Source organism: Streptosporangium sp. NPDC000239 (assembly GCF_040300765.1).
Lineage (GTDB): Bacteria > Actinomycetota > Actinomycetes > Streptosporangiales > Streptosporangiaceae > Streptosporangium.
The window spans coordinates 203,595-227,139 of the sequence record NZ_JBEPEI010000007.1; the positions used below are offsets into that span (position 1 = coordinate 203,595).

At 69.8% G+C, this 23,545-nt stretch carries 24 protein-coding genes and 1 pseudogene; 12 read left to right on the forward strand and 13 right to left on the reverse strand.

The features are described from left to right. Positions 1 to 236: 236 nt before the first annotated feature. The 3 genes from ABT340_RS20030 to ABT340_RS20040 all read right to left on the reverse strand — a co-directional run bounded on the left by ABT340_RS20030 (position 237) and on the right by ABT340_RS20040 (position 3,476). Positions 237 to 806 (reverse strand): TetR/AcrR family transcriptional regulator, encoded by a 570-nt coding sequence (locus tag ABT340_RS20030; RefSeq protein WP_352012426.1) that lies wholly within the window; start codon positions 804 to 806, stop codon positions 237 to 239. A gap of 40 nt (positions 807 to 846) precedes the next feature. After that, positions 847 to 2,373, reverse strand: coding sequence for an MFS transporter (locus ABT340_RS20035; protein WP_352012273.1), 1,527 nt, complete (start codon positions 2,371 to 2,373; stop codon positions 847 to 849). Between the two features lie 539 nt (positions 2,374 to 2,912). Then, complete coding sequence (locus ABT340_RS20040; RefSeq protein ID WP_352012274.1) at positions 2,913 to 3,476, reverse strand: TetR/AcrR family transcriptional regulator; 564 nt, start codon at positions 3,474 to 3,476, stop codon at positions 2,913 to 2,915. A gap of 98 nt (positions 3,477 to 3,574) precedes the next feature. On the opposite strand from ABT340_RS20040, the gene ABT340_RS20045 reads away from it, so the two are divergent. Further along, positions 3,575 to 4,825, forward strand: coding sequence for an MFS transporter (locus ABT340_RS20045; protein ID WP_352012275.1), 1,251 nt, complete (start codon positions 3,575 to 3,577; stop codon positions 4,823 to 4,825). A gap of 58 nt (positions 4,826 to 4,883) precedes the next feature. Continuing rightward, the gene (locus tag ABT340_RS20050; RefSeq protein ID WP_352012276.1) at positions 4,884 to 5,684 is read left to right on the forward strand and encodes an alpha/beta fold hydrolase; all 801 of its coding nucleotides are present in this window, start codon (positions 4,884 to 4,886) and stop codon (positions 5,682 to 5,684) included. A gap of 554 nt (positions 5,685 to 6,238) precedes the next feature. Here the strand turns inward: ABT340_RS20050 and ABT340_RS42485 are convergent. From ABT340_RS42485 to ABT340_RS20070, 4 genes are all read right to left on the reverse strand, one after another. Continuing rightward, the gene (locus tag ABT340_RS42485; RefSeq protein ID WP_386197079.1) at positions 6,239 to 6,397 is read right to left on the reverse strand and encodes a hypothetical protein; all 159 of its coding nucleotides are present in this window, start codon (positions 6,395 to 6,397) and stop codon (positions 6,239 to 6,241) included. Positions 6,398 to 6,496: 99 nt separating this feature from the next. Then, on the reverse strand, positions 6,497 to 7,030 hold the full coding sequence (locus ABT340_RS20060) for an HAD domain-containing protein (protein WP_352012277.1): 534 nt from the start codon (positions 7,028 to 7,030) through the stop codon (positions 6,497 to 6,499). Positions 7,031 to 7,125: 95 nt separating this feature from the next. Beyond that, complete coding sequence (locus tag ABT340_RS20065; protein WP_352012278.1) at positions 7,126 to 7,425, reverse strand: hypothetical protein; 300 nt, start codon at positions 7,423 to 7,425, stop codon at positions 7,126 to 7,128. 141 nt (positions 7,426 to 7,566) lie between these two features. Next, on the reverse strand, positions 7,567 to 8,478 hold the full coding sequence (locus ABT340_RS20070; protein WP_352012279.1) for an NmrA/HSCARG family protein: 912 nt from the start codon (positions 8,476 to 8,478) through the stop codon (positions 7,567 to 7,569). Positions 8,479 to 8,574: 96 nt separating this feature from the next. Between ABT340_RS20070 and ABT340_RS20075 the strand changes: the two genes are divergently transcribed. Then, positions 8,575 to 9,171 carry a TetR/AcrR family transcriptional regulator gene (locus tag ABT340_RS20075; RefSeq protein WP_352012280.1) on the forward strand — a complete coding sequence of 199 codons (597 nt, stop codon included), beginning with the start codon at positions 8,575 to 8,577 and terminating at the stop codon, positions 9,169 to 9,171. A gap of 57 nt (positions 9,172 to 9,228) precedes the next feature. Here the strand turns inward: ABT340_RS20075 and ABT340_RS20080 are convergent, their stop codons facing one another. After that, positions 9,229 to 9,738, reverse strand: coding sequence for a signal peptidase II (locus ABT340_RS20080; protein ID WP_352012281.1), 510 nt, complete (start codon positions 9,736 to 9,738; stop codon positions 9,229 to 9,231). Positions 9,739 to 9,783: 45 nt separating this feature from the next. Further along, positions 9,784 to 10,734 (reverse strand): helix-turn-helix domain-containing protein, encoded by a 951-nt coding sequence (locus ABT340_RS20085; RefSeq protein WP_352012282.1) that lies wholly within the window; start codon positions 10,732 to 10,734, stop codon positions 9,784 to 9,786. Between the two features lie 208 nt (positions 10,735 to 10,942). On the opposite strand from ABT340_RS20085, the gene ABT340_RS20090 reads away from it, so the two are divergent. Next, a complete protein-coding gene (locus ABT340_RS20090) occupies positions 10,943 to 12,598 on the forward strand; it encodes a serine hydrolase (protein ID WP_352012283.1) in 1,656 nt (551 codons plus the stop codon). Positions 12,599 to 12,638: 40 nt separating this feature from the next. Next, complete coding sequence (locus tag ABT340_RS20095; protein WP_352012284.1) at positions 12,639 to 13,520, forward strand: helix-turn-helix transcriptional regulator; 882 nt, start codon at positions 12,639 to 12,641, stop codon at positions 13,518 to 13,520. Positions 13,521 to 13,524: 4 nt separating this feature from the next. On the opposite strand, the gene ABT340_RS20100 is transcribed toward ABT340_RS20095, so the two are convergent. Both ABT340_RS20100 and ABT340_RS20105 read right to left on the reverse strand, forming a co-directional pair. After that, positions 13,525 to 14,343, reverse strand: a complete 819-nt coding sequence (locus tag ABT340_RS20100) for a MerR family transcriptional regulator (protein ID WP_352012285.1) — start codon at positions 14,341 to 14,343, stop codon at positions 13,525 to 13,527. Then, the gene (locus tag ABT340_RS20105) at positions 14,340 to 14,888 is read right to left on the reverse strand and encodes a VOC family protein (RefSeq protein WP_352012286.1); all 549 of its coding nucleotides are present in this window, start codon (positions 14,886 to 14,888) and stop codon (positions 14,340 to 14,342) included. Before ABT340_RS20105 ends, ABT340_RS20100 begins: the two co-directional genes overlap by 4 nt. Positions 14,889 to 15,050: 162 nt before the next feature. On the opposite strand from ABT340_RS20105, the gene ABT340_RS20110 reads away from it, so the two are divergent. From ABT340_RS20110 to ABT340_RS20125, 4 genes are read left to right on the forward strand one after another with little or no spacing between them, the layout of a single operon-like run. Continuing rightward, positions 15,051 to 15,818: an ABC transporter ATP-binding protein gene (locus tag ABT340_RS20110; protein ID WP_352012287.1), complete on the forward strand. Its 768-nt coding sequence runs from the start codon at positions 15,051 to 15,053 to the stop codon at positions 15,816 to 15,818. Beyond that, positions 15,803 to 17,644: a hypothetical protein gene (locus ABT340_RS20115; RefSeq protein WP_352012288.1), complete on the forward strand. Its 1,842-nt coding sequence runs from the start codon at positions 15,803 to 15,805 to the stop codon at positions 17,642 to 17,644. Before ABT340_RS20110 ends, ABT340_RS20115 begins: the two co-directional genes overlap by 16 nt. Beyond that, positions 17,641 to 18,849, forward strand: coding sequence for a sensor histidine kinase (locus ABT340_RS20120; RefSeq protein WP_352012289.1), 1,209 nt, complete (start codon positions 17,641 to 17,643; stop codon positions 18,847 to 18,849). The genes ABT340_RS20115 and ABT340_RS20120 overlap by 4 nt, the downstream gene beginning before the upstream one ends. Next, positions 18,846 to 19,466, forward strand: a complete 621-nt coding sequence (locus ABT340_RS20125; RefSeq protein ID WP_352012290.1) for a response regulator — start codon at positions 18,846 to 18,848, stop codon at positions 19,464 to 19,466. The genes ABT340_RS20120 and ABT340_RS20125 overlap by 4 nt, the downstream gene beginning before the upstream one ends. Positions 19,467 to 19,529: 63 nt before the next feature. Here ABT340_RS20125 and ABT340_RS20130 read toward each other — a convergent pair whose 3' ends face one another. Beyond that, the gene (locus ABT340_RS20130) at positions 19,530 to 20,648 is read right to left on the reverse strand and encodes an FAD-dependent oxidoreductase (RefSeq protein ID WP_352012291.1); all 1,119 of its coding nucleotides are present in this window, start codon (positions 20,646 to 20,648) and stop codon (positions 19,530 to 19,532) included. A 53-nt stretch (positions 20,649 to 20,701) separates the two neighbouring features. Between ABT340_RS20130 and ABT340_RS20135 the strand changes: the two genes are divergently transcribed. The 3 genes and pseudogenes from ABT340_RS20135 to ABT340_RS20145 all read left to right on the forward strand — a co-directional run bounded on the left by ABT340_RS20135 (position 20,702) and on the right by ABT340_RS20145 (position 22,364). Further along, positions 20,702 to 21,394 carry a TetR/AcrR family transcriptional regulator gene (locus ABT340_RS20135; RefSeq protein ID WP_352012292.1) on the forward strand — a complete coding sequence of 231 codons (693 nt, stop codon included), beginning with the start codon at positions 20,702 to 20,704 and terminating at the stop codon, positions 21,392 to 21,394. Between the two features lie 335 nt (positions 21,395 to 21,729). Then, a pseudogene (locus ABT340_RS20140) lies at positions 21,730 to 22,142 on the forward strand (recombinase family protein); the annotation flags it as partial. Between the two features lie 12 nt (positions 22,143 to 22,154). Beyond that, a complete protein-coding gene (locus tag ABT340_RS20145) occupies positions 22,155 to 22,364 on the forward strand; it encodes a hypothetical protein (protein ID WP_352012430.1) in 210 nt (69 codons plus the stop codon). Positions 22,365 to 22,763: 399 nt separating this feature from the next. Here ABT340_RS20145 and ABT340_RS20150 read toward each other — a convergent pair whose 3' ends face one another. Next, the gene (locus ABT340_RS20150) at positions 22,764 to 23,537 is read right to left on the reverse strand and encodes a hypothetical protein (RefSeq protein ID WP_352012293.1); all 774 of its coding nucleotides are present in this window, start codon (positions 23,535 to 23,537) and stop codon (positions 22,764 to 22,766) included. Between the last annotated feature and the right edge of the window lie 8 nt (positions 23,538 to 23,545).

Sequence of the window (23,545 nt, forward strand, 5' to 3'; positions counted from 1 at the left end):
CGGCTTCGCGCAATCGGCCGTTTCTGAGAGCGCAAAAAGCCGCGAACGCTGCGGAAAGTCACATCGCGTCCGGCCGTGGCGACCCGAGTGGCGAGCCCGCGTGAGGAGTTCTTACAGGCCGAATCAGGTCGTTCCACCTGTCGGCCCGGCGGAAGCACGGAGCCGAAAACCTCGCGTCGCCGATGAATGCGTGGCCCCGCGGCCGCCGCTCACCGGGGACGCGCCGGCCGGCCGGTTCAATCGCGGACGGCTCGTTGCAGGACGGCCTGGATGTGATCAGGGTCGGCGGGGGCGTTGTCGAGGAGGATCGCGGTGCACAGCCCGTCAGAGGCCGCGACGAGGGCGGCGATGGCCGCGGGGTCGTCGGTCAGCGTGGCGGCGAGTTCGGCGATGTTCTCCCGCCAGCGGCGTGCCACGGGCCGCAGTGGGGGGCGGCGGGCGGCCAGGGTCGCCAGCTCGCGTTCGGCCAGGGCGCGTTCACGTCCGGAACCGGCGGACTCGGCGATGAGGCGGGCCAGGCCGGCGAGCTTGTCGCCGGGGGTGTCGATGATGTCGCGGATGCGGGCGGTGTAGGCGTCGGCGACGCTCGTGAGGGCGGCGACGAGCAGGTCGTCGAGGGTCGCGAAGTAGTAGGTGCTCAGGGACGTCGTGGTGCCGGCCTGCTTGGCGACCGTGCGATGGGTGACGCCCGCCGCGCCGTCGCGAGTGACCACGGCAAGGGTGGCCTCGATGATCTCCGCGCGTCGTCTCTCACCACGCGCGCGGCGTCCGTCGATGTGCTCGCCGTCGTCGGTGGCGTCGTCCATGCTGCTCCTCGGCACGACCCCAGGGTAGTGGGACCGTCGTTCAACCGTCCGTGTCGCGGCTCCGCGCCTCCCCGAGCGCGGGCACGTGACGCAGCATCTTGAGGCACAGCACCGTGGCGGCGGCGATGACGACCCCCGCGACCAGGGAAGCGATGTTGAGTCCGCTGGTGAAGGCCTGCCGGGCCGCCTCGACGGTCCCGGGCGGAAGGTTCTCGGTGATCGCCGCGGTCGCGTTCAGACTGTCGGTGAGGGGACCGGAGGTCTCCGACGCCAGGCCTTCGGGCACTGTCACCTGAGTACGGTAGACGGCGGTGGTGAGGCTGCCGAGCAGGGCGACGCCGACGGCGATGCCGAGCTCCTGGACCGTCTCGGACATCGACGCCGCCGACCCGGATCGCGTCGCCGGCACCGCGCCCACCACGATGTCGGTGCCCAGGGCGGCGAGGGCGCCCAGCCCGAGATAGACGAACGCGAAGCCGGCCGTCACAGGGATCTCGTCGTCGAGCCCCGCGGTGGCGAGCAGCGCGTACCCGGCGAGGGACACCCCGAGGGCGGCACCCATGACCGAGCCGGGACGCAAGCGCCGGGCGACCAGGGGAGCACCGATGGCGGCGGCGAACATCGCCAGCGCCGGTGGACCCATCCAGAGTCCCGCGTCGAAGGGCGTGAGCCCCACGACGAGCTGGAGGTACTGCGTGACCAGGTACATCGAGCCCCCGACTCCGGCCAGGCCGATGAGCAGCACGCTCAAGGCCACGGTGAAGGCCCGGTTGCCGAACAGTGTCACGTCCAGCAGGGGGTCGGTGAGGCGGCGTTGGCGACGTACGAACACGACTCCGGCCAGAACGCCCGCCACGGCACAGACGAGGGCCGGGCCGCCGGGGCCGTCGGAGGGGATGCGCTTGACGGAGTAGACGACCGGAAGGATCGCCGCCAGGGACAGGCCCACGCTGATCAGGTCCGGCCGGCCGGTGGCCGGGGCCGCGTACTCGGGGAGCAGTGCGCGTGCTCCGGCCAGGACGACGAGGGCGACGGGCACCGCCGTCAGGAACGGCGCTCCCCACCAGAAGGAGTCCACCAGCGCTCCGCCCACGATCGGCCCGGCGGCCATCCCGAGCGCGAACATCGTGGCCCAGACCCCGATCGCGACCGCGCGCTGACGTGGGTCGGGGAACATGTTCGAGATCAGCGACAGCGTGGAGGGCATGAGCGTCGCCCCGGCCACCCCCAGCAGGGCGCGCGCGAGGATCAGCAGTTCGGCCGTGGGGGCGAACGCGGCGAACACCGAGGCCGCCGCGAAGGCGATCATCCCGATCTTCAGCAACCGGCGTCGCCCGATCCGATCGCCCAGCGTGCCCATGGTGACGAGGAACCCGGCGACGAGGAACCCGTAGGCGTCCATGATCCATAGCAGCTGGGTGGCCGACGGGGACAGATCGGCCGCCATGCTCGGCGCCACCAGGTACAGCACGGTCACGTCCAGCCCCAGCAGCACCGTCGGCATGGCCAGCAGGCCCAGGCCCGCCCACTGGCGCGCCCCTGCCCGCGTGAACCGTTGCCCCGCCATCACGCCCCCTTCGCTCTCATAAAATTGAACAGTAGTAAAACTAGTACAAACGTTCAATTTAATGAGAGCGGGCGTCACCGGCCGGGGCCGGGACGTACGTCTCGTTCTTGATCGGGTAGACCATCAGCCGGTCGAGGCCACCCGGGCCGGACGGCGACACGCGCTCACGTTCCGGTGGCGGTCCGCGGTTCGTCGCTCACGGAGGCGGTGCGGCCTCGCCTCCCAGGAGGCGTCGTGCGAGGTGAAGGGCGTCGGTCACCGGAGTGGGGCCGGCCACGGGCACGATCGAGGCGCCGCCGGCCAAGTCGGACCTGGAGCTGGGCGAGAAGACCTCCGCCCACATCAAGCACGACCCCGCGGCCCGGCGACACAGGCGCTGAGAACTGGCTCTGCGTCGTCCGGCGCGTTGCCGCCTGTACCGGATGTGCTCGTCGTGCGTAGCGCCAAAATCCGGTCGTCCGATCCTCCCCGGAGGCCGGTGTGCGCCTGCGACCTGCCGCACATGTTCGCCCGGCCGGGGGGTGACGGTGTGGGTGTGGTCAGTCCGGCAGCAGGTGTGACACCAGGGTGCGTGCCCATTCGGGAGTAGGGGCCTGGTCGGTGAAGACGGCGCGGTAGTAGAGGGGGGCGAGCAGGGCGTCCGTGGCGCGTTCGACGGGTGGGGTCTCGTTACCCCGGGCCTGTTCCCGTTCGAGCATGGCTTCGAGCTGCCGCTGGCGTTCCGCGCGGCACACGCCGGCGTTCTCACCGCCCGTGCCGACGATGGCTCGTACCAAGCTGAGCGTGTCCGGGTCGCTGAGGTCCCTGGCGAGGTCGGAGGCGAAGCGTTCGAGGTCCTCGCGCAGGCTTCCGGTGTCCGGCACCACGATGTCCCCGGAGAAGCGGCTGGTCGCGACGTCGGCGAGCAGGTCTCCGACGGAGCCCCAGCGGCGGTAGACCGTGGTGGCGTGCACGCCTGCGCGGGCGGCTATCACCGGGATCGTGAGTTCGTCGGCTTCGTCGCTGAGCAGTTCGCGAACGGCCTGATGGACGGCGGCGCGGACCCGGGCAGAGCGGCCGCCGGGTCGGCTCTCGGCGCGAGGCGAGGAAGGCGCAGGACGCATGCAATCAGTATCGCATTGATCACTGCTTTATAATCGCAACGATCACTGCTTTTGTAGTACGTTGAAGCCACTAACGCAACGATCACTGCGAGATGCTCATGTCTGTTGAGTCCTCCGCCCTCCCCACACCGCCCGTCGGCGGTGCGCACTGCCGCGTGCCGTGGAAGGGGGCCTTCCCCTCCGTGGCCGCCGTCCTGGTCCTCTTTCTGGCCGCGTCCAGCGCCCCGTCCCCGATCTATGTCATTTACCAGCAGCAGTGGCAGTTCACGGCGTGGGTGCTGACGGTCGTCTTCGCCCTGTACGTGTTCGGCCTGCTCGGCTCGTTGCTCGTCGTCGGAGCGCTGTCGGACCATCTCGGCCGCCGGCCGGTGCTCGCCGCGGCGATCGCGCTGGAGGTGATTGCACTCGTCCTGTTCCTGGTCGCAGGGAACGTACTCGTCCTGTCAGCCGCTCGGGTGTTGCAGGGCATCGCGACCGGGGCGGCGACGACAACGCTGAGCGCCACGCTGGTCGATCTAGAGCCGTCTCGGGGGCGGGCGGGCGTCGTCACCTCGGTGGCTCCCCTGACCGGGCTCGCCGCCGGTGCTCTCGGCAGTGGCGCGCTGGTGGAGTTCGGCCCCTCCCCGACCCGGCTGATCTATGTGCTGCTGCTCGGCGGGATGCTGCTGGCGGCGGTGGGCGTCGCCTTCGTCCCGGAGACGTCGCCGCGCCGGCCGGGAGCCGTCGCCTCCCTGCGACCCCGGGTCGCGATGCCCGCGCACCTGCACGCCGACATCGTCCCGGTGGTGCCGGCGATGATCGCCACCTGGGCCCTGGCCGGGATGTACCTCTCGCTCGGCCCGTCCGTCGCGGCCGAGTTGCTGGGGCTGCGCAACCACCTGATCGGCGGCGTCGTCGTGACGCTCCTGGCCGGAACCGGAGCACTCGCGGTCTTCCTGCTCCGCTCCCGATCCGCCTCCTGGCTGCTGGCTCCCTCGTCCGCGATGCTCGGGCTGGGCACCCTGATCTCGCTCGCCGGGGTGGCGCAGAACCTTGCCTGGCTCGCCGCCGCCGGCACCGTCGTCGCGGGTCTCGGCTTCGGCGCGTCGGTGCTGGCGACGTTCGGCACCTTCGCCCGGATCGCCAGGCCGCACGAGCGCAGCGCGGTCTTCGCCCTGGCGAACACCATCAACTATCTGGGCAACAGCGTGCCCGCCGTACTCGGCGGGATCGCCGTCACTGCCCTGGGACTGAGGACCGCCACCGTGATCTACGCGCTGGCGATCGCGGTGATCACGTTCTCCGCCTTCGCCCTGCGCCTGAACCAGCTACGGGCCAACCGCCGCACCGTCATGGCCGCGTGCGGCTGAGAACGCGCGCCCGCCCTGCTCCACTCAGCAAATGCGTAACAAGTAATAAGGAGACATCGTGACGGAGACAAGCAGGAACAAGAAGCACTTGGGGGTCCAGCGAGGGGACCACACGACCGTCCGGTACACGGCCAGCGGTCCGGCCGGAGGGCCGGCCCTGGCCCTCATCCACGGCTGGGCGTGCGACCGCGGCGACTTCGACGCGGTGACCAACCATCTGCCCAAGAACCACCGTGTCCTCGCGATCGACCTTGCCGAGCACGGCGAGTCGCGCTCGACGCGGGCGCTGTGGACGATGGAGGAGTTCGCCCGCGACGTGGCGGCCGTGCTGGAGGCCGAGTCGGTGAACAAGGCGGTCGTGGCCGGGCACTCCCTCGGTGGGGCCGTCGCTGTCGAGGTTGGCAAGCTGCTTCCCGATACGGTCTCGCGAGTGGTGGCGCTCGACGCGCTGCACTACCTGTCCCTGTTCCCGGCGATGAGCGACGAGCAGGTCGAAGCGATGCTGCGCCTGTTCCGGGAGGACTTCGCCGCCGGGGTGCGGGGCCTCGTCGGGGGAGGCTCGCCGTCGGGGACCGATCCGGCTCTCAAGGAAACGTATTTCGAGAAGATGGTCGCCGTACGGCAGCCTGCGGGGCTGCGTTCCATCGAAGGGCTCATGCGCTGGGACATGGACGCGGCACTGCGCGAGACGAAGCAGCCGATCACCGTGTTCGCGATTCGTGACCTGGTGACGCAGGAAGCGATCGACCGCTACGGGGACCGGCTCGACATCGTTCTCATCGAGCTGGGCAGCCACCACTTCCCAGTGGAGGCACCCGAGGGCACGGCGAAGCTTCTGGCCGATGTGGGAACCGACTAGGAACTGCTTGGGAAGCCGGGGACTCTACTCGTCAGTATTAGCGCTAAGTGCCGAACCGGCAGGTCAGCGTACCGACATGTGGTCATGAGTCGTGTTCGTTGATCTCGATTCGGGAGTACTGAGCGGTAGTAGCCGCAAGCACTCGTTGGTTTTGTCGGTGAGAGGCTGCAACGTTTGTCGATGAGAATCGACAACGCCCGCCCCGGCGACATGTTCTTGTCGATGAGTTCTGACAACAGCCGGTGCGGGGGCGGCGGCCTGGACACACGTCGGCTCGCAGCGTCAGGCGTTCTCGGTTCTCATCGACATTCGGCCGTCGCGAAGATCGCAGAGTGTTGCTGCTTCTCACCGACACAGTCAACTCGTAACGTCACCGACTGTGTCTTTGGAGTATCTGCCGGCTGAGCAGGTCCGCCGGTACGGAGCCTTCGTGGCGGATCCCACACCTGAGGAGCCGGAGCGGTTCCTCCGCCCGGCCGGCGGCCGCCCCCTCACCCGGCCGGACACGATGATCGGCGACAAGGGCTCACTCCACCCGCAAGATCCGGCTCGACCTACGCCGGCGCGGCATCAAAGCGGTCATCCCCGAACGCCGCGATCAGATCGCCAACCACAAGCGCCGGGGCAACCTGGGAGGCCGCCCGCACGCCTTCGACGCCCTGGCCCACAAGCAGCGCAACCTGGTCGAACGCTGCATCGGCGAACTCAAGCAATGGCGCGCGATCGCCACCCGCTTCGACAAGCCGGCCAGCCGCTATCTGGCAGGCGTCACCATCGCCTCGCTCGTGCTCTGGCTCCGAAACGCCGAATTATCAGACACCCTCTGGTCCGGGCCGCCCGCCTCCGGAGCCGGCACCCCGAGTGGCGACGAAGCCCTCGATCGCGTCCATGTGGTCGGGCCGCAGACCCTCGCGGGGCGACGGCGCGATCAACAGGGCCCGGCCGTCTTTGGTCAACTCGTCATGCACCGGACCGCCGGTGGGCACCTCGACGTCGTCGGTCCAGACGAGCCGCCACCCTCGCGCCAGGACCTGGCGTGCCGCGGCGAGTTTGGCCTCCGCCGCGGCGGTACTGGAAAGGCGCTCCGACCAGGTACGGGGCAACCGGGGCAGGGCGAACAACCGTTCCACCTCATCGGCGTCGGCGCACCAGGTGCTGCACCAGCGGATCTCGACCGTGCCCGTCCGGTGCAACGCGCGGACACGGTCGATCAGAGCGGGCGCCCAGCGCATGCGATAGGCGTAGCCACCGGAGTGGGCGACCCCTCTACGCGGGATACCTCCCCAACCGGGCCGGGCGACGTTGATCACACCGTCGACGTCGAGCAGCCACACCGGCCGGCTCATCGGCCGGCGCGTCCTTCGGGAGTGCCCGTGCTCATACCCAGCCTCCTGGGGGTTCCGGGGGGAAGGCATCCCGCTCCGCCGCGCCGGGAGGGCCTTCAGTCGTCGAGATAGGCGCGCAGTTCGCGGCGTGCCCGGCGGCGGTCACGCCGGCGCTCCTGGCGCAGGAAGTAGTGCCACTCCCGGTATCCGCCTCTGCCGGTGTGACCGAACCAGAGACCGGCGGGGGCACCCCAGTAACAGCCGGTCGTGCGGACGCTCTGGGAGACGCCGTCGGCGGTGATCTCATCCGGCAGCGTGCACGGCCCGAACCGGTGGTCGTGCACGGGCAGGCAGGTCACCATCGGTGTCTCGGCCATCCGCACCCACCAGGGCCGGGTCTTGTCAGTCTTGCTCATACGGTCACCTTTCGGCTCCGCGACGCCCCGGGATGGGGCCGTCACAAGACCGGATGCACCGCGATCACCTCCAGACGTGTAACCCGATCACGACGATACAGCGGGCCCTCAGGTGCCGACGAGACCCTCATCGCCCCCGGGTCAGGACGAATGTGCCCCACCGAAGGCGTCCCGGGCCCAGGCGGCGAAGCCGGTCATGGTCAGCCCGAACGCGTGCGCGTGCTCCGGGCGAGCCGCCTGGCCGAGGACGTTCATCTGTTGCTGCATGTTGACCATCATGGGCGGAAGCCCCCGCGCGACGGCCTGTTCGGCGGACAGGACGGGAGCCTCGACCGTACGGCCCAGCACTCCGGACAGGACCTCGGCGATCTCGGTCATCGTCAGGAGGTCGCCGGCGAGCTCGACGTCGGCGCCGGTGAACCTCGCCGGGTCGGCGAAGGCGGCGGCGGCCGCCGCGCCGATGTCCGGAACCGCCACCAGTGACAGTCTCGTGTCCTTCGCGAACGCCGTCACGAATCCCTGTTCCGCCCAGTCGCCGAACATGTAGGACCGGCCGAGCAGGTTCTCCATGAAGGTCGCGGGCTTCAGGATCGTCCAGTGGGGGAATCCCGCGGTGCGTACGAGGTCGTCCACGTGGGCCTTGCTCGCCCAGTAGTGGCGGCTCCACTCGTCGGGCGTCCAGCCGGGCACGGCCCGGACCTCGTCTCCGGCTCCGGCGACCGAGGTGTGCACGAACTGCGCCACACCGGCCGCTCTGGCGGCCTCGACCAGGTTGCGGCCGCGGACGGCCTCGCCGTCGGACATGAGGTTGGTGAGGTCCGGGAGCTGCACCGAGAACACTCCGCGGACACCGGTCACCGCGGCCGTCAGGGACGCGGGATCGTCGAGGTCTCCGAGCACCGGTTCGGCGCCGAGCGCCAGGACGGCCCTGGCCGGCTCGGACTCCGGATCTCTGAGAAGGACCCGCACGGGTGTTCCCGCGGCGAGGAGGGCTCGCGCGACCGCGCCGCCCTGCTTGCCGGTCGCACCGGTGACGAGCACTGGATCAGGCATGACAGGCCTCCACCAATAAGTGGGGTGACACCCCGTTTTCACTTCTCAGGGTAAGATATGGGGGACCACCCCACTTGGCAAGCGGCAGGAGACACGGTGCGGGAGACCAGGGAAGAACGGCCGAAGCGCGCGGACGCGCGGCGCAACCGCGACCGGATCCTGGCCGCGGCCCAGATCGCCATCGCCAGGGACGGCGTCGACGCCTCGCTGGAGGAGATCGCCAGGCAGGCCGGGGTCGGTTCGGCGACGCTGCACCGGCACTTCCCCTCCCGCCTGGCGCTGCTGGAGACGGTGTTCCTCGACCGCGTCGAGACGCTGTGCTCCCAGGCTCGCGAGCTGGCCGCGGAGCCGGACCCCGGGGCCGCGCTCGTCACCTGGCTCAGGGCCATCGGCACCTACGCCGCCAACGTGCGCGGGCTCGCCCCGTCACTGCTGCTGAGCGCCCACGAGCTCGAACACCGGGAACGGAACGTGACCTGCCACAGGAAGATCAGCGGCGCCGGTGAGGAGTTGCTGACCCGGGCCCGGCTGGCGGGGGCCGTACGCCCTGAGGTGTCCATCGACGACCTGCTCACCCTCGTCAACGCCATCTCGGCGGCGACCGAGCGGCACGCCGACGCGGCCGCCGCGACCGACCGCCTGCTCCTGCTCGCCCTCGACGGAATCCGCTCCACGACGCCGCCGGGGCCGTAGCCCGGTCCCGTGAACCGGCGCGCCGCCCACGGTGGGACGCGGCGGCACGGGTGCGGGTCAGGCGGGCTCTTCGCCCGTCTCCTTGGCGAAGGGAACGCCGCGAAGGCTGAGCAGTACCAGCGCGGCGCCTCCGCAGGTGAGCGCGATGTCGGCGACGTTGCCCACGAACGGGCCGTAGTCGATGAAGTCCACGACGTGCCCGCGGGCGAAGCCGGGCTCACGGAGGAGCCGGTCGCCCAGGTGGGACACCGCGCCACCGAGCAGCGCGCCCAGCACGAGCGCCCAGCCCGGGGAGGCCACGCGGCGGGCGGTGTAGAGGATGCCACCCACCGCGGCCGCCGCGACCAGGGCGAACACCCACGTGGCGTTCTCTCCCAGGGAGAAGGCGGCGCCGGGGTTGTACAGCAGCCGGAAGTGGATCAGCGGGGGGAACACGGGGACACGCTCGGTCTCGGACAGTGCGGAGACCGCCCAGAACTTGGTGAGCTGGTCCAGGAGCGCGACCACCGCGGCCAGCACGAGCATGATGCCGTACAGCCGCCTCGAACCCCGCTCCGATCGCATCATTCAAGGCCTCCGTACCACCGTGTCCGAACCAGGATTCCCCCGAGCCTACCGAGGCGTTTTCCGAGGTGCCGCCACGCCTTCGAGCAGGGCGTCGCGTTGCGCCGGGCTCAGGCGGTCCGGCCTGGGGGCGGCGGCGAACGCGCCGCTCCCGGCCCGTTCCACGACGAACGGGTCGGCGAGGACCGGACGGCGGCCAATCGCGTCCAGGGCGCCGGCCGCCCGCCGTACGGGCCAGCCCAGTGCTGCGGCGAGTTCGTTCACGGTGAGTGGCCGGGCGGCGTACACCAGCGCGGAGACCACCGTCAGCGCGTCACGGACGTCGGCGTCGGTGAGATCACTGCCGTTCATCTGCTCGCTGATCCAGGTGAAGAACTGAGCCATCCGGCCCAGCCGGGCGCCGGTGGGCGTGTCGGCGCCGAAGATCTCGATCCCGCGCCGAGCCTCCGTCGCGACCTCGGCGTGCGCCCCGGTGTCGGCCCTGAACGCCCGGAGCCAGACGTCGTCGTCGACGACGTACCGTTCACGGCGCCCCGAGTCCCGGGTGCGCCCGACCAGCTCGATCGCCTCAAGATAACCGACGGCCTTGGACACCGAGGCGGGGCTGACCCGCAGCCCGCGCACGAGTTCGGCGGACGTCAGGTCTCCTGAGCCGGAGGTGAGCAGGCAGGCGAACACGCGGGCGGCCATCCGGGGAAGGCCGACCCCGACCAGCGGGGCCGCGAGCCGCTCCACGAAACCGTGCACGGACTCGGCCGACCGCTCGCCGGCCGGTGGACACGCGGCCTGGACCGGTCTGCGACGGCGGGCCCGCTGTCCGGTGGCCTGCTGCGCACGGTCGGCCAGATAGCCACCGGGCGCGCTGTTGCGTGCCACCTCGCGGCTGATCGTGGAGGTGGGCCTGCCCAGCCGTCTGGCGATCTCGGCGTATCCCAGCCCCTCGGCCAGCCAGGTCGCGATCCGCCGGCGGTCCTCGTGGGTCAGCCTGTCTCCGGGCATCGGCTCGCCCCTGTCGGTTCGGGTTCACGGGTGCGTTCACCAACAATACATTGCAACGAACGATCGGTATGGGTTGCATTTATCAACAATGTCATTGCAACAATTTTCGTGAAATCCCAGTGAAGACGCGCATCGTTAGGGTTTATTCGTTGACGAATTTTGAAACGCAACGTAGCCTTTCCGCATCTGGAAAAGATTGGAGCCCCTTGTGACGAGAGCGTTGGACGTGCCCCGGATACGGGCTCACGTCGCCGGACTGCTCGCGGAGTACCGGATCCCGAGCGCCGTGATCGGCGTCCTCAGCGACGGGGAGATCACCGACTTCGCGGTCGGCGTCAGGGACGTCTCCACGGGAGAGCCCGCGACGACCGACACCGTCTACCGGTGCGGCTCGGTGTCCAAGACATGGACCGCCCTCGCCTTCATGCGGTTCGTCGACGAGGGAAGGGTCTCCCTGGACGAGCCGGTGCGGACCTACCTCCCGGGTTTCCGGGTCGCCGACCCTGAGGTCGGTGCCAGGGTCACCCCCCGTCACCTCCTCAACCACACCAACGGCATCGAGGAGAGCTACGGAGATCCGGGGGAGGGGGACGACGTGTACGAGCGCATGGTGGAGAACATCGCCGGCGCGTCACAGGTCCACCCCCTGGGTCACACCCACGGCTACAGCGCGGCCCTCGGCTACGCGATCCTCGCCCGCGTCATGGAGGTGGTCGACGGCAGGCGGTGGGACGACATCATGAGGGACCGCCTGTTCGGTCCCCTGGGGTTGACCTCGACGAGCAGCAGGCATGAGCACGTCGACCGGAACCGGGCCGCGACCGGATATCTGATCCGGTCCCTTGACGAGGGCCCCGTCCTCTCACCGCTGGGCCACCTGCCGCGCTCCTTCGGCCCCGGAGGCAACATCAGCACGACGGCCAGGGAAACGCTCACGATGGCCTCCGTCTTCCTCAACGAGGGAAAGGCACCGGACGGGACCAGGATCGTCTCACCCGAGATCATCCGCGAGATGACGGAATCCCGGGTCGCCGTACCCGACCCGTACATGTTCGGGCCGGAATGGGCGCTCGGTCTCATCGTGTGCGACTGGCACGGCCAAACCGTCTACGCCCACGACGGCAGCGCGGTCAGCCAGAGCGCCCGCCTGCGGATCCTGCCGGAGTCGAACATCGCCATCACGATGCTGACGAACGCCGGGCCGCGCGACAGCTTCTACCGGGGGGTGTTCAACGAGATCCTCGCCGGCCTCGGCACGGTCACGATCCCCGACCTGCCGAAGCCCGCCCCGGTCCCGGCCCTCGACCTGTCCAGGTACGAAGGCTCCTACGGGCGGCCCGGCACCCGCTACGAGGTGGTGGCCGAAGACGGGAGACTCCGCCTCGGGCTCACCCTGAACCCCATGGAGGCGAAACTCCTCAACAGGCCGGAACGGCTCGAATACGAGCTTCTCCCGATCAGCGAGACACATTTCCTGATGCCTTCCGGCGACCCGCTGGAGGACCCGCAGACCGTCGCGATCTACGACTTCGAAGACGGGGCCGCGCGGTACCTCCACATCAACTGCCGGGTGCATCCGAGAACGAACAAGGAGAGTGCCACAGTGCACGTCATGACCGTTTCCACGATCTCCGACAGCGAGGGCTTCTGGAACTCCCTGAAGAAGGCGTACGGCCTGCTGCCCAGGGGGGCGGGATGGACGCTGGCGGTGGCGAGCGCCGACGGCGACAGGGCGGTGAACGTCATCGTCCACGACTCGGTCGACGGTGTCAGGAGCTTCCTCGAAGAGCACGTCGGCCCCTTCGCCACCACCGAGTACTTCGAGGCCGACGCCTCGAACGCGGTCGGGCTCCCGGCGGTGTGACCGCCCTCGGCGGAACGGTGGTATCACTACCGGCATGGGGATGCATCGCGACGATCTCGCCGATTTCCTGCGCCGGTCCCGGGGACGGCTGACCCCGGGGGAGGTCGGGCTGGTCGAGGGGCCGAGGCGGCGCACGCCGGGGTTGCGCCGTGAGGAGGTCGCGGCCCTCGCCGGGATGTCGGCCGACTACTACATGCGGCTTGAGCAGGCCAGGAGCACGCAGCCCTCGGTCCAGATGCTGGCCGCGCTGACGCGCGCGCTGCGGCTGACCATCGACGAGCGGGACCATCTGTACCTGCTCGCCGGGCACCGGCCGCCGGAGGGGGCACGGGCGGGGGAGTACCTGCGGCCAAGCCTGCTGTACCTGCTCGACCGGCTGGACAGCGTTCCGGTCCAGGTCCTGAGCGACCTGGGTGACCTGCTGGCGCAGAACGACATGGCGCAGGCGTTGTTCGGATGCGTGTGCACGGTGGCCCCGGAGAACCGCAACATCGTGCTGCGCTGGTTCACCGAGCCGGACGTGCGCGGTTACTTCGCGCCCGAGGAGCACGAGGAACAGGCCAGGCAACTGGTCGCCGACCTGCGCGCCACGGTGACCCGCCGCGGGGACGACGTGGCGTCCCGCGAGCTCGTCACACGGCTCCGTACGGCCAGCACCGAGTTCACGGCCCTCTGGGACCGGCACGAGGTCGCGGTGCGCAGGTCGCACCCGTACCGGATCATGCATCCCGAACTCGGCGTGATCGAGCTCGACTGCGAGGTGCTGGCGACGCCCGCGGCGGACCAGCGGCTGCGGGTGTTCACCCCGACACCCGGCGGCTCCGAGGCGCTGGACATGCTGCGTCTTCTCGGCCCGCGGCACCGGCACGGCGCCGCCGCGACGACGCCCGCCGAACGCCCGGCGGGCACGCCGCAGGCATGACGTGTCAGGTCCAGGTCGCCGAATCCGGGTCGATGCCTCGATCGCGGGCGTTGGCGTCGATGATGTCACGGAGCCAGAAGGTCAGGCCCGGCTCGATCGCGTCGTAGTAGGCCCTGAAGCCAGGGTCGGCGGCGTGGCTCCTGCCCAGGCAGACGTGCATCGGAAGGGTGCAGTCGAAGTACGCGCCGATGGACGCCCTGTGCCGTTCGGCCAGGGCGTTGGCTTCGGCGCTGCCGGGTCTGACCCCGGCGCGCTTGGCCGCCGCCAGGTCGTTTTCGAGCGTCGCGACGCTGTCAGCGATCCGCCGCCAGTCCTCGGGGGTCATGCCCGCGGCGCGCTCGGCGTACTGCGCCCATTGAGGTGTTTCGCCCCACCGGTCACGCGCGCCCTCGGCCCACGCCGGATCCCAGCGCTGCCCGAAGATCGCGACCTGTTCCTCCGCGGAGAGCAGGATGCCGGCGTTCGCGGCTTCGATCATGCGATCGACCGCGTCGACCATCGACTGCAGACGGGAGATGCGATCGAGGAGCTGGGCGCGCTGTTGTCTCAGCGGCACGGTCATGTCGACCGCCGGAGCGTCGAGAAGCTCACCGATGTCGTCGAGGGGCAGGCCGAGCTCGCGGTAGATGAGCACCCGGTGCACACGTGCGACGTCGGCCGCCGAGTAGAGCCGGTAACCGCCTGCGGTCCGTCCGGACGGGCGGACCAGCCCGATCGCGTCCCAGTGATGGAGGGTGCGGACGGTGACTCCCGCGTGCGACGCCGCGGCCCCGACGGTCAGCCCGCCGGACTCCGCGGCATCGCCCATCGCTCTGTCGGTCACACCGACGAGTCTGTCATGCGCGTCTGACCTGCGCGATTTCCCTCCTTCGGGAGGGGGATGCCCATCGCCTCAAGGTTGCGCGCCTCGTCGCTGTCGAGTTCGAGGAGACGGGCCGCGGTCAGGATCACCCGGGCGTTCTCCGGCGTGACGACCTCCAGATCCACGGTGTTCCACGGCGTCTGTCGTGGTCCGGTCGTGCATCCGGGCACCAGCGTGGTGCACGCCTGCGCGATCCCGTCGAGCTGGCTCAGCACACAGGAGAAGCTGACGCTCACCGTCGAAGGGGTCTGCGGGGCACCGGTCGGGACAAGCAGGACATCCTGGAACGCCCACCGCCGAAGGTGCGTGACCTGGCCGGGAATCGTGAACAGGTCGATGAAGCCGAGCCCGCGGGTCCAGAAGTCCACGGACGCGGCCAGATCCGACGTCGGCACGGTGACGAACATCGGCATGCCGTAGATGCCCCGGTAGATCTCAGGTGGCGTCGCGTCGGGCCCGGGCGGAGGGACAGGGCTGATCTCGAATGCGTCGTAGTAGTCGGCCATGCGTTCATCGTGGAGCCTGACGCGACGTCAGGGTCAAATCCGAATCGTTCGACGACCACGGCCCCGGCCGCCCGTATCAACCGATCGGTTGATGCCGTGATCCACCACCCCGCTCCCCGTACGGACGATCCGCCGCTCCCGCCCCCGCGCGATTCTCAAGGCATGCCAACGAACCGGGATGCCGCCCTCCGCACCACCGGACTCCGCAAAGCCTTCGGTGGCCACCTGGCCGTCGACGACATCCACCTCACCGTCCCCGCCGGATCCTTCTACGGCCTGGTCGGCCCCAACGGAGCGGGCAAGACCACCACCCTGGCCATGGCCGTCGGCCTGCTCCGCCCCGACTCCGGCAGCGCCGAGATCTTCGGCGTCGACGTCTGGCGTGACACCGTCCGGGCCAAGGGACTGATCGGCGTGCTGCCCGACGGCAACGCCATGCCGGAACGGCTCACCGGCCGCGAAGTCCTCACCTACCTCGGCCTGCTGCGCGGCCTGCCGCCCGCCGTCGTCGCCGAGCGCACCGACGAACTCCTCCAGGTCCTCGAACTCGACTCCGCCGAGCGGACCCTGGTCATCGAGTACTCCACCGGCATGCGCAAGAAGATCGGCCTGGCCGTCGCCCTCCTGCACGCGCCCCGCCTGCTCGTCCTGGACGAGCCCTTCGAGGCCGTCGACCCCGTCTCCGCGGCCACGATCAGGGCCATCCTGCGCAGGTTCGCGGACAGCGGCGGCTCGGTGATCATCTCCAGCCACGTCATGGCCCTCGTCGAGCAGCTCTGCGACCACGTGGGAGTCATCTCCGACGGCCGCGTCGTGGCCGCCGGGCCGCTGGCCGACGTCCGCGGCGCCGGATCCCTGGAGGACGCCTTCGTCGACCTCGTGGGCGCCCGCACCGGAGGGACGGAGGGGCTGACGTGGCTCACCTCCTGACCCCCGGCCCGGCCGCGTCGGCACGGCACATGATCCGCATGCGGCTGGCGATCATGCGCAACTCCCTCCGCGGCGACAACGCCTCCAACCTCTACACCGGCGTCTCGCTCGGGCTGATCCTGGCCTTCGGGACGATCGCCGTCGCCGTCCTGTGGCCCGTCCACCTGCCGGTCGTGCTGGCGGTCTGGCTGTCCGGCTGGATCTTCGGCCCCATCTTCATCGGGGGTGGCAGTGAGGCCCTGCGCCCCGAGTACTTCTCCATGCTCCCGGCCCCGCCGGGCCGGATCGCGACGGCGCTGCTCGCCGGAGCCTTCGCCGGCCCCGCACCGGCGGTCAATCTCGTCGCCCTGATGTCGCTGCCGGTGTACGGCTGGCGCTTCGGCCCGGCAGGTGTGCTCATCGGCCTCGCGGCGGCGGTCGGCACGCTCGTCACGATGGTGATGATCTCCCGTGTGATCGTGGCCCTGATCGGCCTGTTCGTCAGATCCCGCGTCACCGCGGCAGCCGTCGGCGTGGTGACCGGAACCGCCGTCGCCCTGTGCAGCAACGGCTGGGCACTGGTGGCGGCGCTGGGCGGCGCCGACACCGCCGCGTGGTCGCGGCTCTTCGTCCGCGCCCTGCCGTCGGGATGGGGCGTGGCCGCCGTCGAGGCCCCCTGGCCTCTCGCCCTGGCCATCCTCGCGACCGACGCCGCCGTGATCGCCCTCCTCCTGACCGCCTGGTCCGGCCTGCTCGCGCGCCGCGTCGTCTCGGCCGCGCGGGGCGGAGTGCCACCCCGCCGGGGCACCCCGCGTCCGCTTCCCATGGCGACCGGCGCCCGGATCGCGGCCGCGAAGGAGCTGCGCGCCTGGTGGCGTGACCTGGTCCGCATCCAGCTCCTGGCCACCGCCCTGTCCTACGCCGTCGTCACGCCCCTGCTGCTCGTGACCATCGGCGCCTGGGTCATGGTCCCGTTCACGGGTCTCGTCGCGATCGTGATGGGAGCCGCCACCTCGGCCAACCTGTACGGCTCCGACGGCACCGCCCTGTGGCTCACCCTCATGACCCCCGGAGCCGAACGCGCCGACGTCCGCGGCCGCCAGCTGGCCTGGTTGGTCATCGTCGGCCCGGCCGCGCTCGTTCTCTCCCTGGCAGGCGCCCTCGTCAGCGGCCTGACCTGGGCCTGGCCGTGGGTCCTGGGACTGCTGCCCGCCCTGCTCGGCGGCGGCGCCGGGGTCATCGTCCTGCTCGCCGTCACCTCGCTCGTCCCCGGTACCGACCCGCACAAGCGCGGCGGCAACCCGCTCAGCACCGGCGCCGACGAGACCGCCGAGACCAGCCTCGCCTGGCTCGTGCTCCTCGCGGTCCCCGCCACCGCCCTGCCCACGGCCGGTGTCATCCTCCTCAACCCCTGGGCCGGCGTCGCCACCGGCGTGCTGACAGGAGTCCTCAGCGCCTGGGGTCTGGGCAGGATCGCCTACCGCAGACTGGAGAGCCACGGGATCGAACTGCTCAACCTCATGAAGTACGGCCCGCCCCCCGAACCCGCCAAGCCCACCACCGCCGACCTTCCCATCCACCACCGCATCGGCGTCACGATCAGCTACCTCATCGCCTGGCTTCCCCTGTTCCCCCAGGGCCTGGCCCCTTTGGTCATGAAGATCCTGGGTGTCGAGGAGCGCGTCTGGTTCCTGGCCCTGTACCTCCCGCCGATCTGGCAGTGGCCGACCATCATCTTCATGATCGCGATTGGGCTGCTGATGTACGGTTACGCCATCCTCATCCCGATGCGTCTAAGCTCGTCCACGTCGACTACCAGGCGGAAGGGGAGGGTAGGCCCCGGATGAACGATCCCTTCCCGCCTTCCGTCTGGGAACGGCGCTTCGAGCGCATCGTCGAGATCGTCCCTTACCTCACCCTCGCCGCCTCCCTGGTCATCAGCCTGGCCTCCCCGGCACAGCCCCCGGGCGGTGTCCTGCGCACCCTCGCGCTCACCGCCCTGGCCCTGGCCTGGATCCTCGGCTCCCGCACCCTCCTGCCCGCCGCCGTGCGCGGGCGACGGGTGGCGGTCACCGCGCACTTCCTCGGTGTCCTGGCCACCGCGGCACTGCTGGCCTTCCACGACCCCATCTTCATCATCTACTGCACATCCGGCTTCTTCCTGGCCGCCCACCTCGCTCCCTCCAAGTGGACCTTCGCCGCCGTCGCGGCCACCTCCTTCGTCCTGTACGGCTCGACGCTCGACTGGTCGCAGGCCACCATCCAGCTCGTCGCCTTCTACCTGGCGATCATCGTCGTGCAGACCGTCGCCATCGGCGGCGGCTCCATCGCCGGAATCAAGATCGAGGACCGCCAGCGCGCATACCGGAAGGCGGTCAGCGACCTGCAGACCGCCCTGGAGGAGAACGCCGACCTGCACGCCCAACTCCTCGCCCAGGCCCATGAGGCGGGCATCCTCGACGAACGCCAGCGCATGGCCCGCGAGATCCACGACACCCTCGCCCAGGGCCTGACCGGCATCATCACCCAGCTGCGCGCCGCCCAGCGCGTCGAGGACGCGGAAACCCACGTCGCGCTCGCCCTCGACCTGGCCCGCGAGAGCCTCACCGAGGCCCGCCGTTCCGTCGCCGCCCTCCAGCCCCACCAACTCGACGACGCCCACCTGCCCGAGGCGATGACCACCCTGGCGCGTAACTGGGCGCGGTCCACCGGCGTCGACCTGCACGTCGAGGTCACAGGCGACCGTATCCCGCTCAGCCCCGCCATCGAGGTCACCCTCTTCCGCGTCGCCCAGGAGGCCCTCACCAACGTCGCCAAGCACGCGGGCGCCACCCGCGCCGGCCTGACCCTCTCCTACGCCGGCGCCGTCGTCCTGCTCGACATCCGCGATGACGGCACCGGCATCCGCGACTCCGGCGGCAGAGGATTCGGCCTCAGCAGCATGCGGCAACGTCTGCGCGGCGTCGGCGGCTCCCTCGAAATCGAGAGCACGCCCGGCGAGGGCACCGCCGTCAGCGCCACCGTCCCCGCACTCCAAGGAACCCCCCGGTGATCCGCCTCCTCATCGTCGACGACCACCCCATCGTCCGTGACGGCCTGCGGGCCGCCTTCGAAGCCGAGCCCGACATCCACGTCGCCGGTGAAGCCGCAAACGGCCGCGAAGGTGTGGAGCGTGCCGCCGCGCTTGAGGTCGACATCGTCCTCATGGACCTGCGCATGCCCGAAATGGACGGCGTCACCGCCATCGCCGCCCTGCGCCGCTCCCACCCCCACATCAAGACCCTCGTCCTGACCACCTTCGACGCCGACTCCGACGTCCTGCCCGCCATCGCAGCCGGCGCCACCGGCTACCTCCTCAAGGACGCCCCCACCGACGAACTCCTGCGCGCCGTCCGCGCCGCGGCCGCCGGTGAGCCGGTCCTGTCTCCCTCCGTCACCGGACGCCTGATGGGCCAGGTACGCAAACCGGTCAAGGCCGCTCTCACCGACCGCGAGCTCCAGGTCCTCGCCCTTGTCGCCGACGGCGCCTCCAACCGCCAGGCGGCCGCCAGGCTCTTCATCAGCGAAGCCAGCATCAAGACGCACCTGCTGCACATCTACGACAAACTCGGCGTCCGCGACCGCGCCGCCGCCGTTGGTGAGGGCTACCGGCGGGGTCTGCTCAGCTAGCCGGCCGGCGGCTGGCGGAGTGGTCCTTGCCAACGGGCCTGTTCCGGGCCCGCGGCGGAGGCTTCAAGACGGCTGGACCTCGTCGAAGAGGGCAAGTGCCCGGGTGGGGTCCTGGCTCACGAGACGTTCCAGCCCGGCCGTCGTGATCTTCGCCCACCTGCCGGCCCGCTCCCACATCTGATCCTCGAAGGCACGGACGACCTCGTCCAGATCTCCGGAGGCGGCGGCCACGGACTCGGCGAGCTCGGCGCCTTCCAGCATCGCGAGGTTCGCACCCGCCCCCAAGGGGGGCATCAGGTGGGCGGCATCGCCCAGAAGCGTCACCCCGGGGACGTGGTCCCAGGTGTGGGACACGGGCAGGACGTGGAGGGGGCGGGGGATGAAGGCGGTGCCGTGGCGGAGGAGGTCGAGAACGGGGGCGGTCCAGCCGTCGAACAGGGCCAGCAGGGTTGATCGCACCGCTTCGACGTCGGCCGGATCCAGGTTCGTGTGCCAGTCCAGCGGTGCGCGGGTCTGGACGTAGACCTTGACGTGGCCGCCGCTGTTGCGCTGGGCGACGAGGGAGCGGTTCACGCCGTACACGGCCACGGAACCGTCTCCGACCAGCCGGGCGAGGTCGGGGTGGCGGGTGTCGACGTCGTCCAGGGAGGTCTCGATCGCGGTGACGCCGGTGTAGTGCGGCGTGGCGGGGGAGACCGCGGGGCGGACCCGGGACCAGGCGCCGTCCGCGCCGACCACGAGGTCGAACATCTCCTGCCGTCCGTCCGCGAAACGGACCAGTGTCCCGCCCGGGGTCCCCGGCACCACCTCTGTCACGCCTCGCCCCCACCGAACGTCGAGGGGGCCGAGCAGCAGGTCACGGAGCTGCCCGCGGTCGATCTCGGGATTGGCCCGGTCGTCCGGGCCTGGCCGCCAGTCGCGCAGGACGGTCCCGTCCGTGTCCAGGATGCGCATGGCCTGCCCCTCGGGACGGGACAGCGCCTGGAACTCCGCCAGCAGCCCCGCCTTGCTCAGGGCGAGCTGGCCCAGCCCCTTGTGCAGGTCCAGTGTGCCGCCCGGAGGACGGGCGCCGGGGGAGGGGTCGCGTTCGAGGACGGTGACGGGGTGACCGTGGCGGTACAGGACGCGGGCGAAGGTGAGCCCGGCGGGCCCGGCCCCGACAACGGCGATACGATGTCTCATGTCGATACACTGTATTTCATTCTTACGCCGTATCGCGACAGTACGATGTAGCCATGACTGTGTGGGATCGTCCGGAGCCGTCGGCTCGTCCTGTGCCGCTCGACCGGGCGCGGATCGTCGCCGCCGCCATCGCGCTGGCCGACGAGGGCGGGCTGGAGGCGATGTCGCTGCGCAAGGTCGCCGCCCGGCTGGACGTCGGCCCGATGCGGCTGTACGGCTACATCTCCACCAAGGAGGAGTTGTTCGACCTCATGGTGGACGAGGTCTACGCCGAGATCCTCCCCGACGAGCCGCCCGGTGGCTGGCGGGAGGCGCTGCGCGGCCACGCCCACCGCACCAGGCAGGCCGCCCTCCGTCACGAATGGCTGGCCGACCTGCTCGGCGGCCGTCCGACCCTGGGCCCGAACGGCTTCGCCGTGGGTGAGGCCGCCCTGTCCGCTCTCGACGGCCTCGCCGACCTCGGCACCGTCATGCGCGCCGCGGAGACCGTCAACGCCTACGTCACCGGTGCGATCAGACGCGAGATCGCGAACCTGCGGGCCGAACGCGCCACGGGCCTGTCCGACCAGGACTGGCAGCGCGCCTACGGCCCGCATGTGCGCAGGATGCTGGACACGGGCCGCTTCCCGATGCTGACCAAGATCGTGTACGACGGCACGGAGGTGGACGCCGAGACGTCCTTCTCCACCGGCCTTGACTGGGTTCTCGACGCCGTGGCCGCCAAACTCGCCCAGCCGCCGATGTGACCCCCGGGGCCTCTCCAGGGCAGGAGCCGACGGTCCTGGGGAAAGCGATCCGCTCCTCGTTCCCGCCGGTCACCGACAGGGCCTGCGGCATGACGATCCATCGAGGGGTGCCACCGGAATACGGCAGAAACGGGCCGCCGGAGTGGGTAGTTGCTGATCAGCGTTCGTGAGCGCTGAGGGTACGAGCGGGCCGGCTCAGGTAGTCCTTCAACAAACGACCGTTTATTGAAGGCTCCCGGCCGTAGGAGGCCAGCCAGGGCTGATGGGCTTCAAGAACTCATTTCAACAACCTGGCGTCTTCAACAACCTCAGAGACCGTTTGTTGAGAGAATCCGGTGGCGACGACCACCCCGCTGGACCTTCCCGAGGACCTCCTCGCTGCCTTCCCCGCCGTCCACTCCGAGGTCCGCATCGGTTATGCGCGGGTCTCCACCCGCGGCCAGAGCCTGGACCGCCAGATCGACGCCCTGACCGCCGTCGGCTGCCGCAAGGTCTTCGCCGACAAGAAGTCCGGCAAGAACGCTCAGCGCCCCGAACTCAAGGCCTGCCACGCTTTCCTTTCGCCCGGCGACACCCTCGTCGTCCCCGAACTCGCCCGCTATGGCCGGTCCCTGCAGGACCTCATCACCATGGTCGGCGACCTCCGCAAGCGCGAGGTCGGCTTCACCAGCCTGCACGAGCAGCTCGACACCACCACCCCGGCGGCCGCCTGGTCTTCCACGTCTTCGCCGCCCTGGCGGAGTTCATCCGCGAACTCATCGTGGCCGGCACCCACGAGGGCCTGGCCGCCGCGCGGGCTCGGGGCCGCACCGGCGGTCGCCCCACCGTCGTCAACGCCGACTCCGACCGCTCGGTCACCTCGATCGCCAAACTGCTCGGCGTCTCGGTCGGGACGCTGTACAACCACATTCCCGATCTTCAGGAGCTCCGAGCAGGGCGGGATACGACGGCACTCATCAAGAGGATCTGACCTCGAAAGGCGGCTCGTTCTGGTCAGATGACACCTTTGGCGGTAGTGCGACCACCAACATCAATCTCACCGATAATAGCCGTACCGCTGTTCCTCCGCCCCGGATGTGCTTTTTCATGAACCGTCGGTAAACCTGTACCTGAGTACCGGATGCAAAGTCCGGCAGGGAGCTCAGATCACCAGAGGATCGCCAGCGCTAATTTCTGCACCCGTCCTCCTCGGATACCCGTTCGTGAGCGTCGACGCGAGACGGGCCATGAATCGGCCTTCGTGATTCGCGGCATCGAACCAGGTGATCAGCGCCTCGCGCAGGCCGTGGTCCGACGGATCGGCAAGGTAAAGGCGGGCTCATGCACGGCTTGACATCGACGACATCGACCCTGCGATCCCCGACGAGAATCACCGCTTGTATCTGGTGAAGGCCCGGAGAAGCGACTTCAACTCCACGGAGGCGACAACACCGGGAGTGGCGAGCAGGCCTTTGATGACGCGCACATTATCGCGGACACATGCGAGATCTTCGGGCTTGTCGAACACCCAGTTTCTTCCTGCGAAGCGCAGGTGGCGGCTGCTGCCGGCGCTGACCAGCGCGAAAGGTCCGACCCGCACATCATTCCCGTCTATGTCGTTCAGCCGCAGCGTGACCATTCCTATCCACGGACTGATCTGGGCGTCGTCGGGAGCAGGGCCGACAGCGACCACGAACCGATCGTTTTCGCCCGGCTTCACGCGGAAAGGCGGGTTGAGTTCTTTGGTCACGGAGAATGGCGGTGTGCGCGCGACCGGAATGTTGAGAGTGTAGGTCTCCTTCGCCGTCAGCCCGCCGCCCTCGGACGGCCAGCAGGAGTCCAGGAACTGAGACCGTGTCACTTCGGCGCTGATCGAGGTGATGAGGGCCTCGCCGCTGCCACGGTTGCGCACCGAGATATCCGCCAACGGCTTCTGATCACCTTTCGATTCCTGGCCTTCCGACGATCCGAAGTGGGAGATCGCCTGGGAAAGCTCCAGCAGGGCGCGTCGCTGTGACTCTCGTTTGGTGATGTCGGTGGCTTCTTGGGAGACCGCGCAGGATTTCACGCTGACGATGATGGCGATGATCGACGCGATCAGACTGGCTGCGCTGATGGCGGACGTGAAGGTGGTCGAGGCGCGGTCGGGAGGTGTGGTCGCCAAGGACGTGG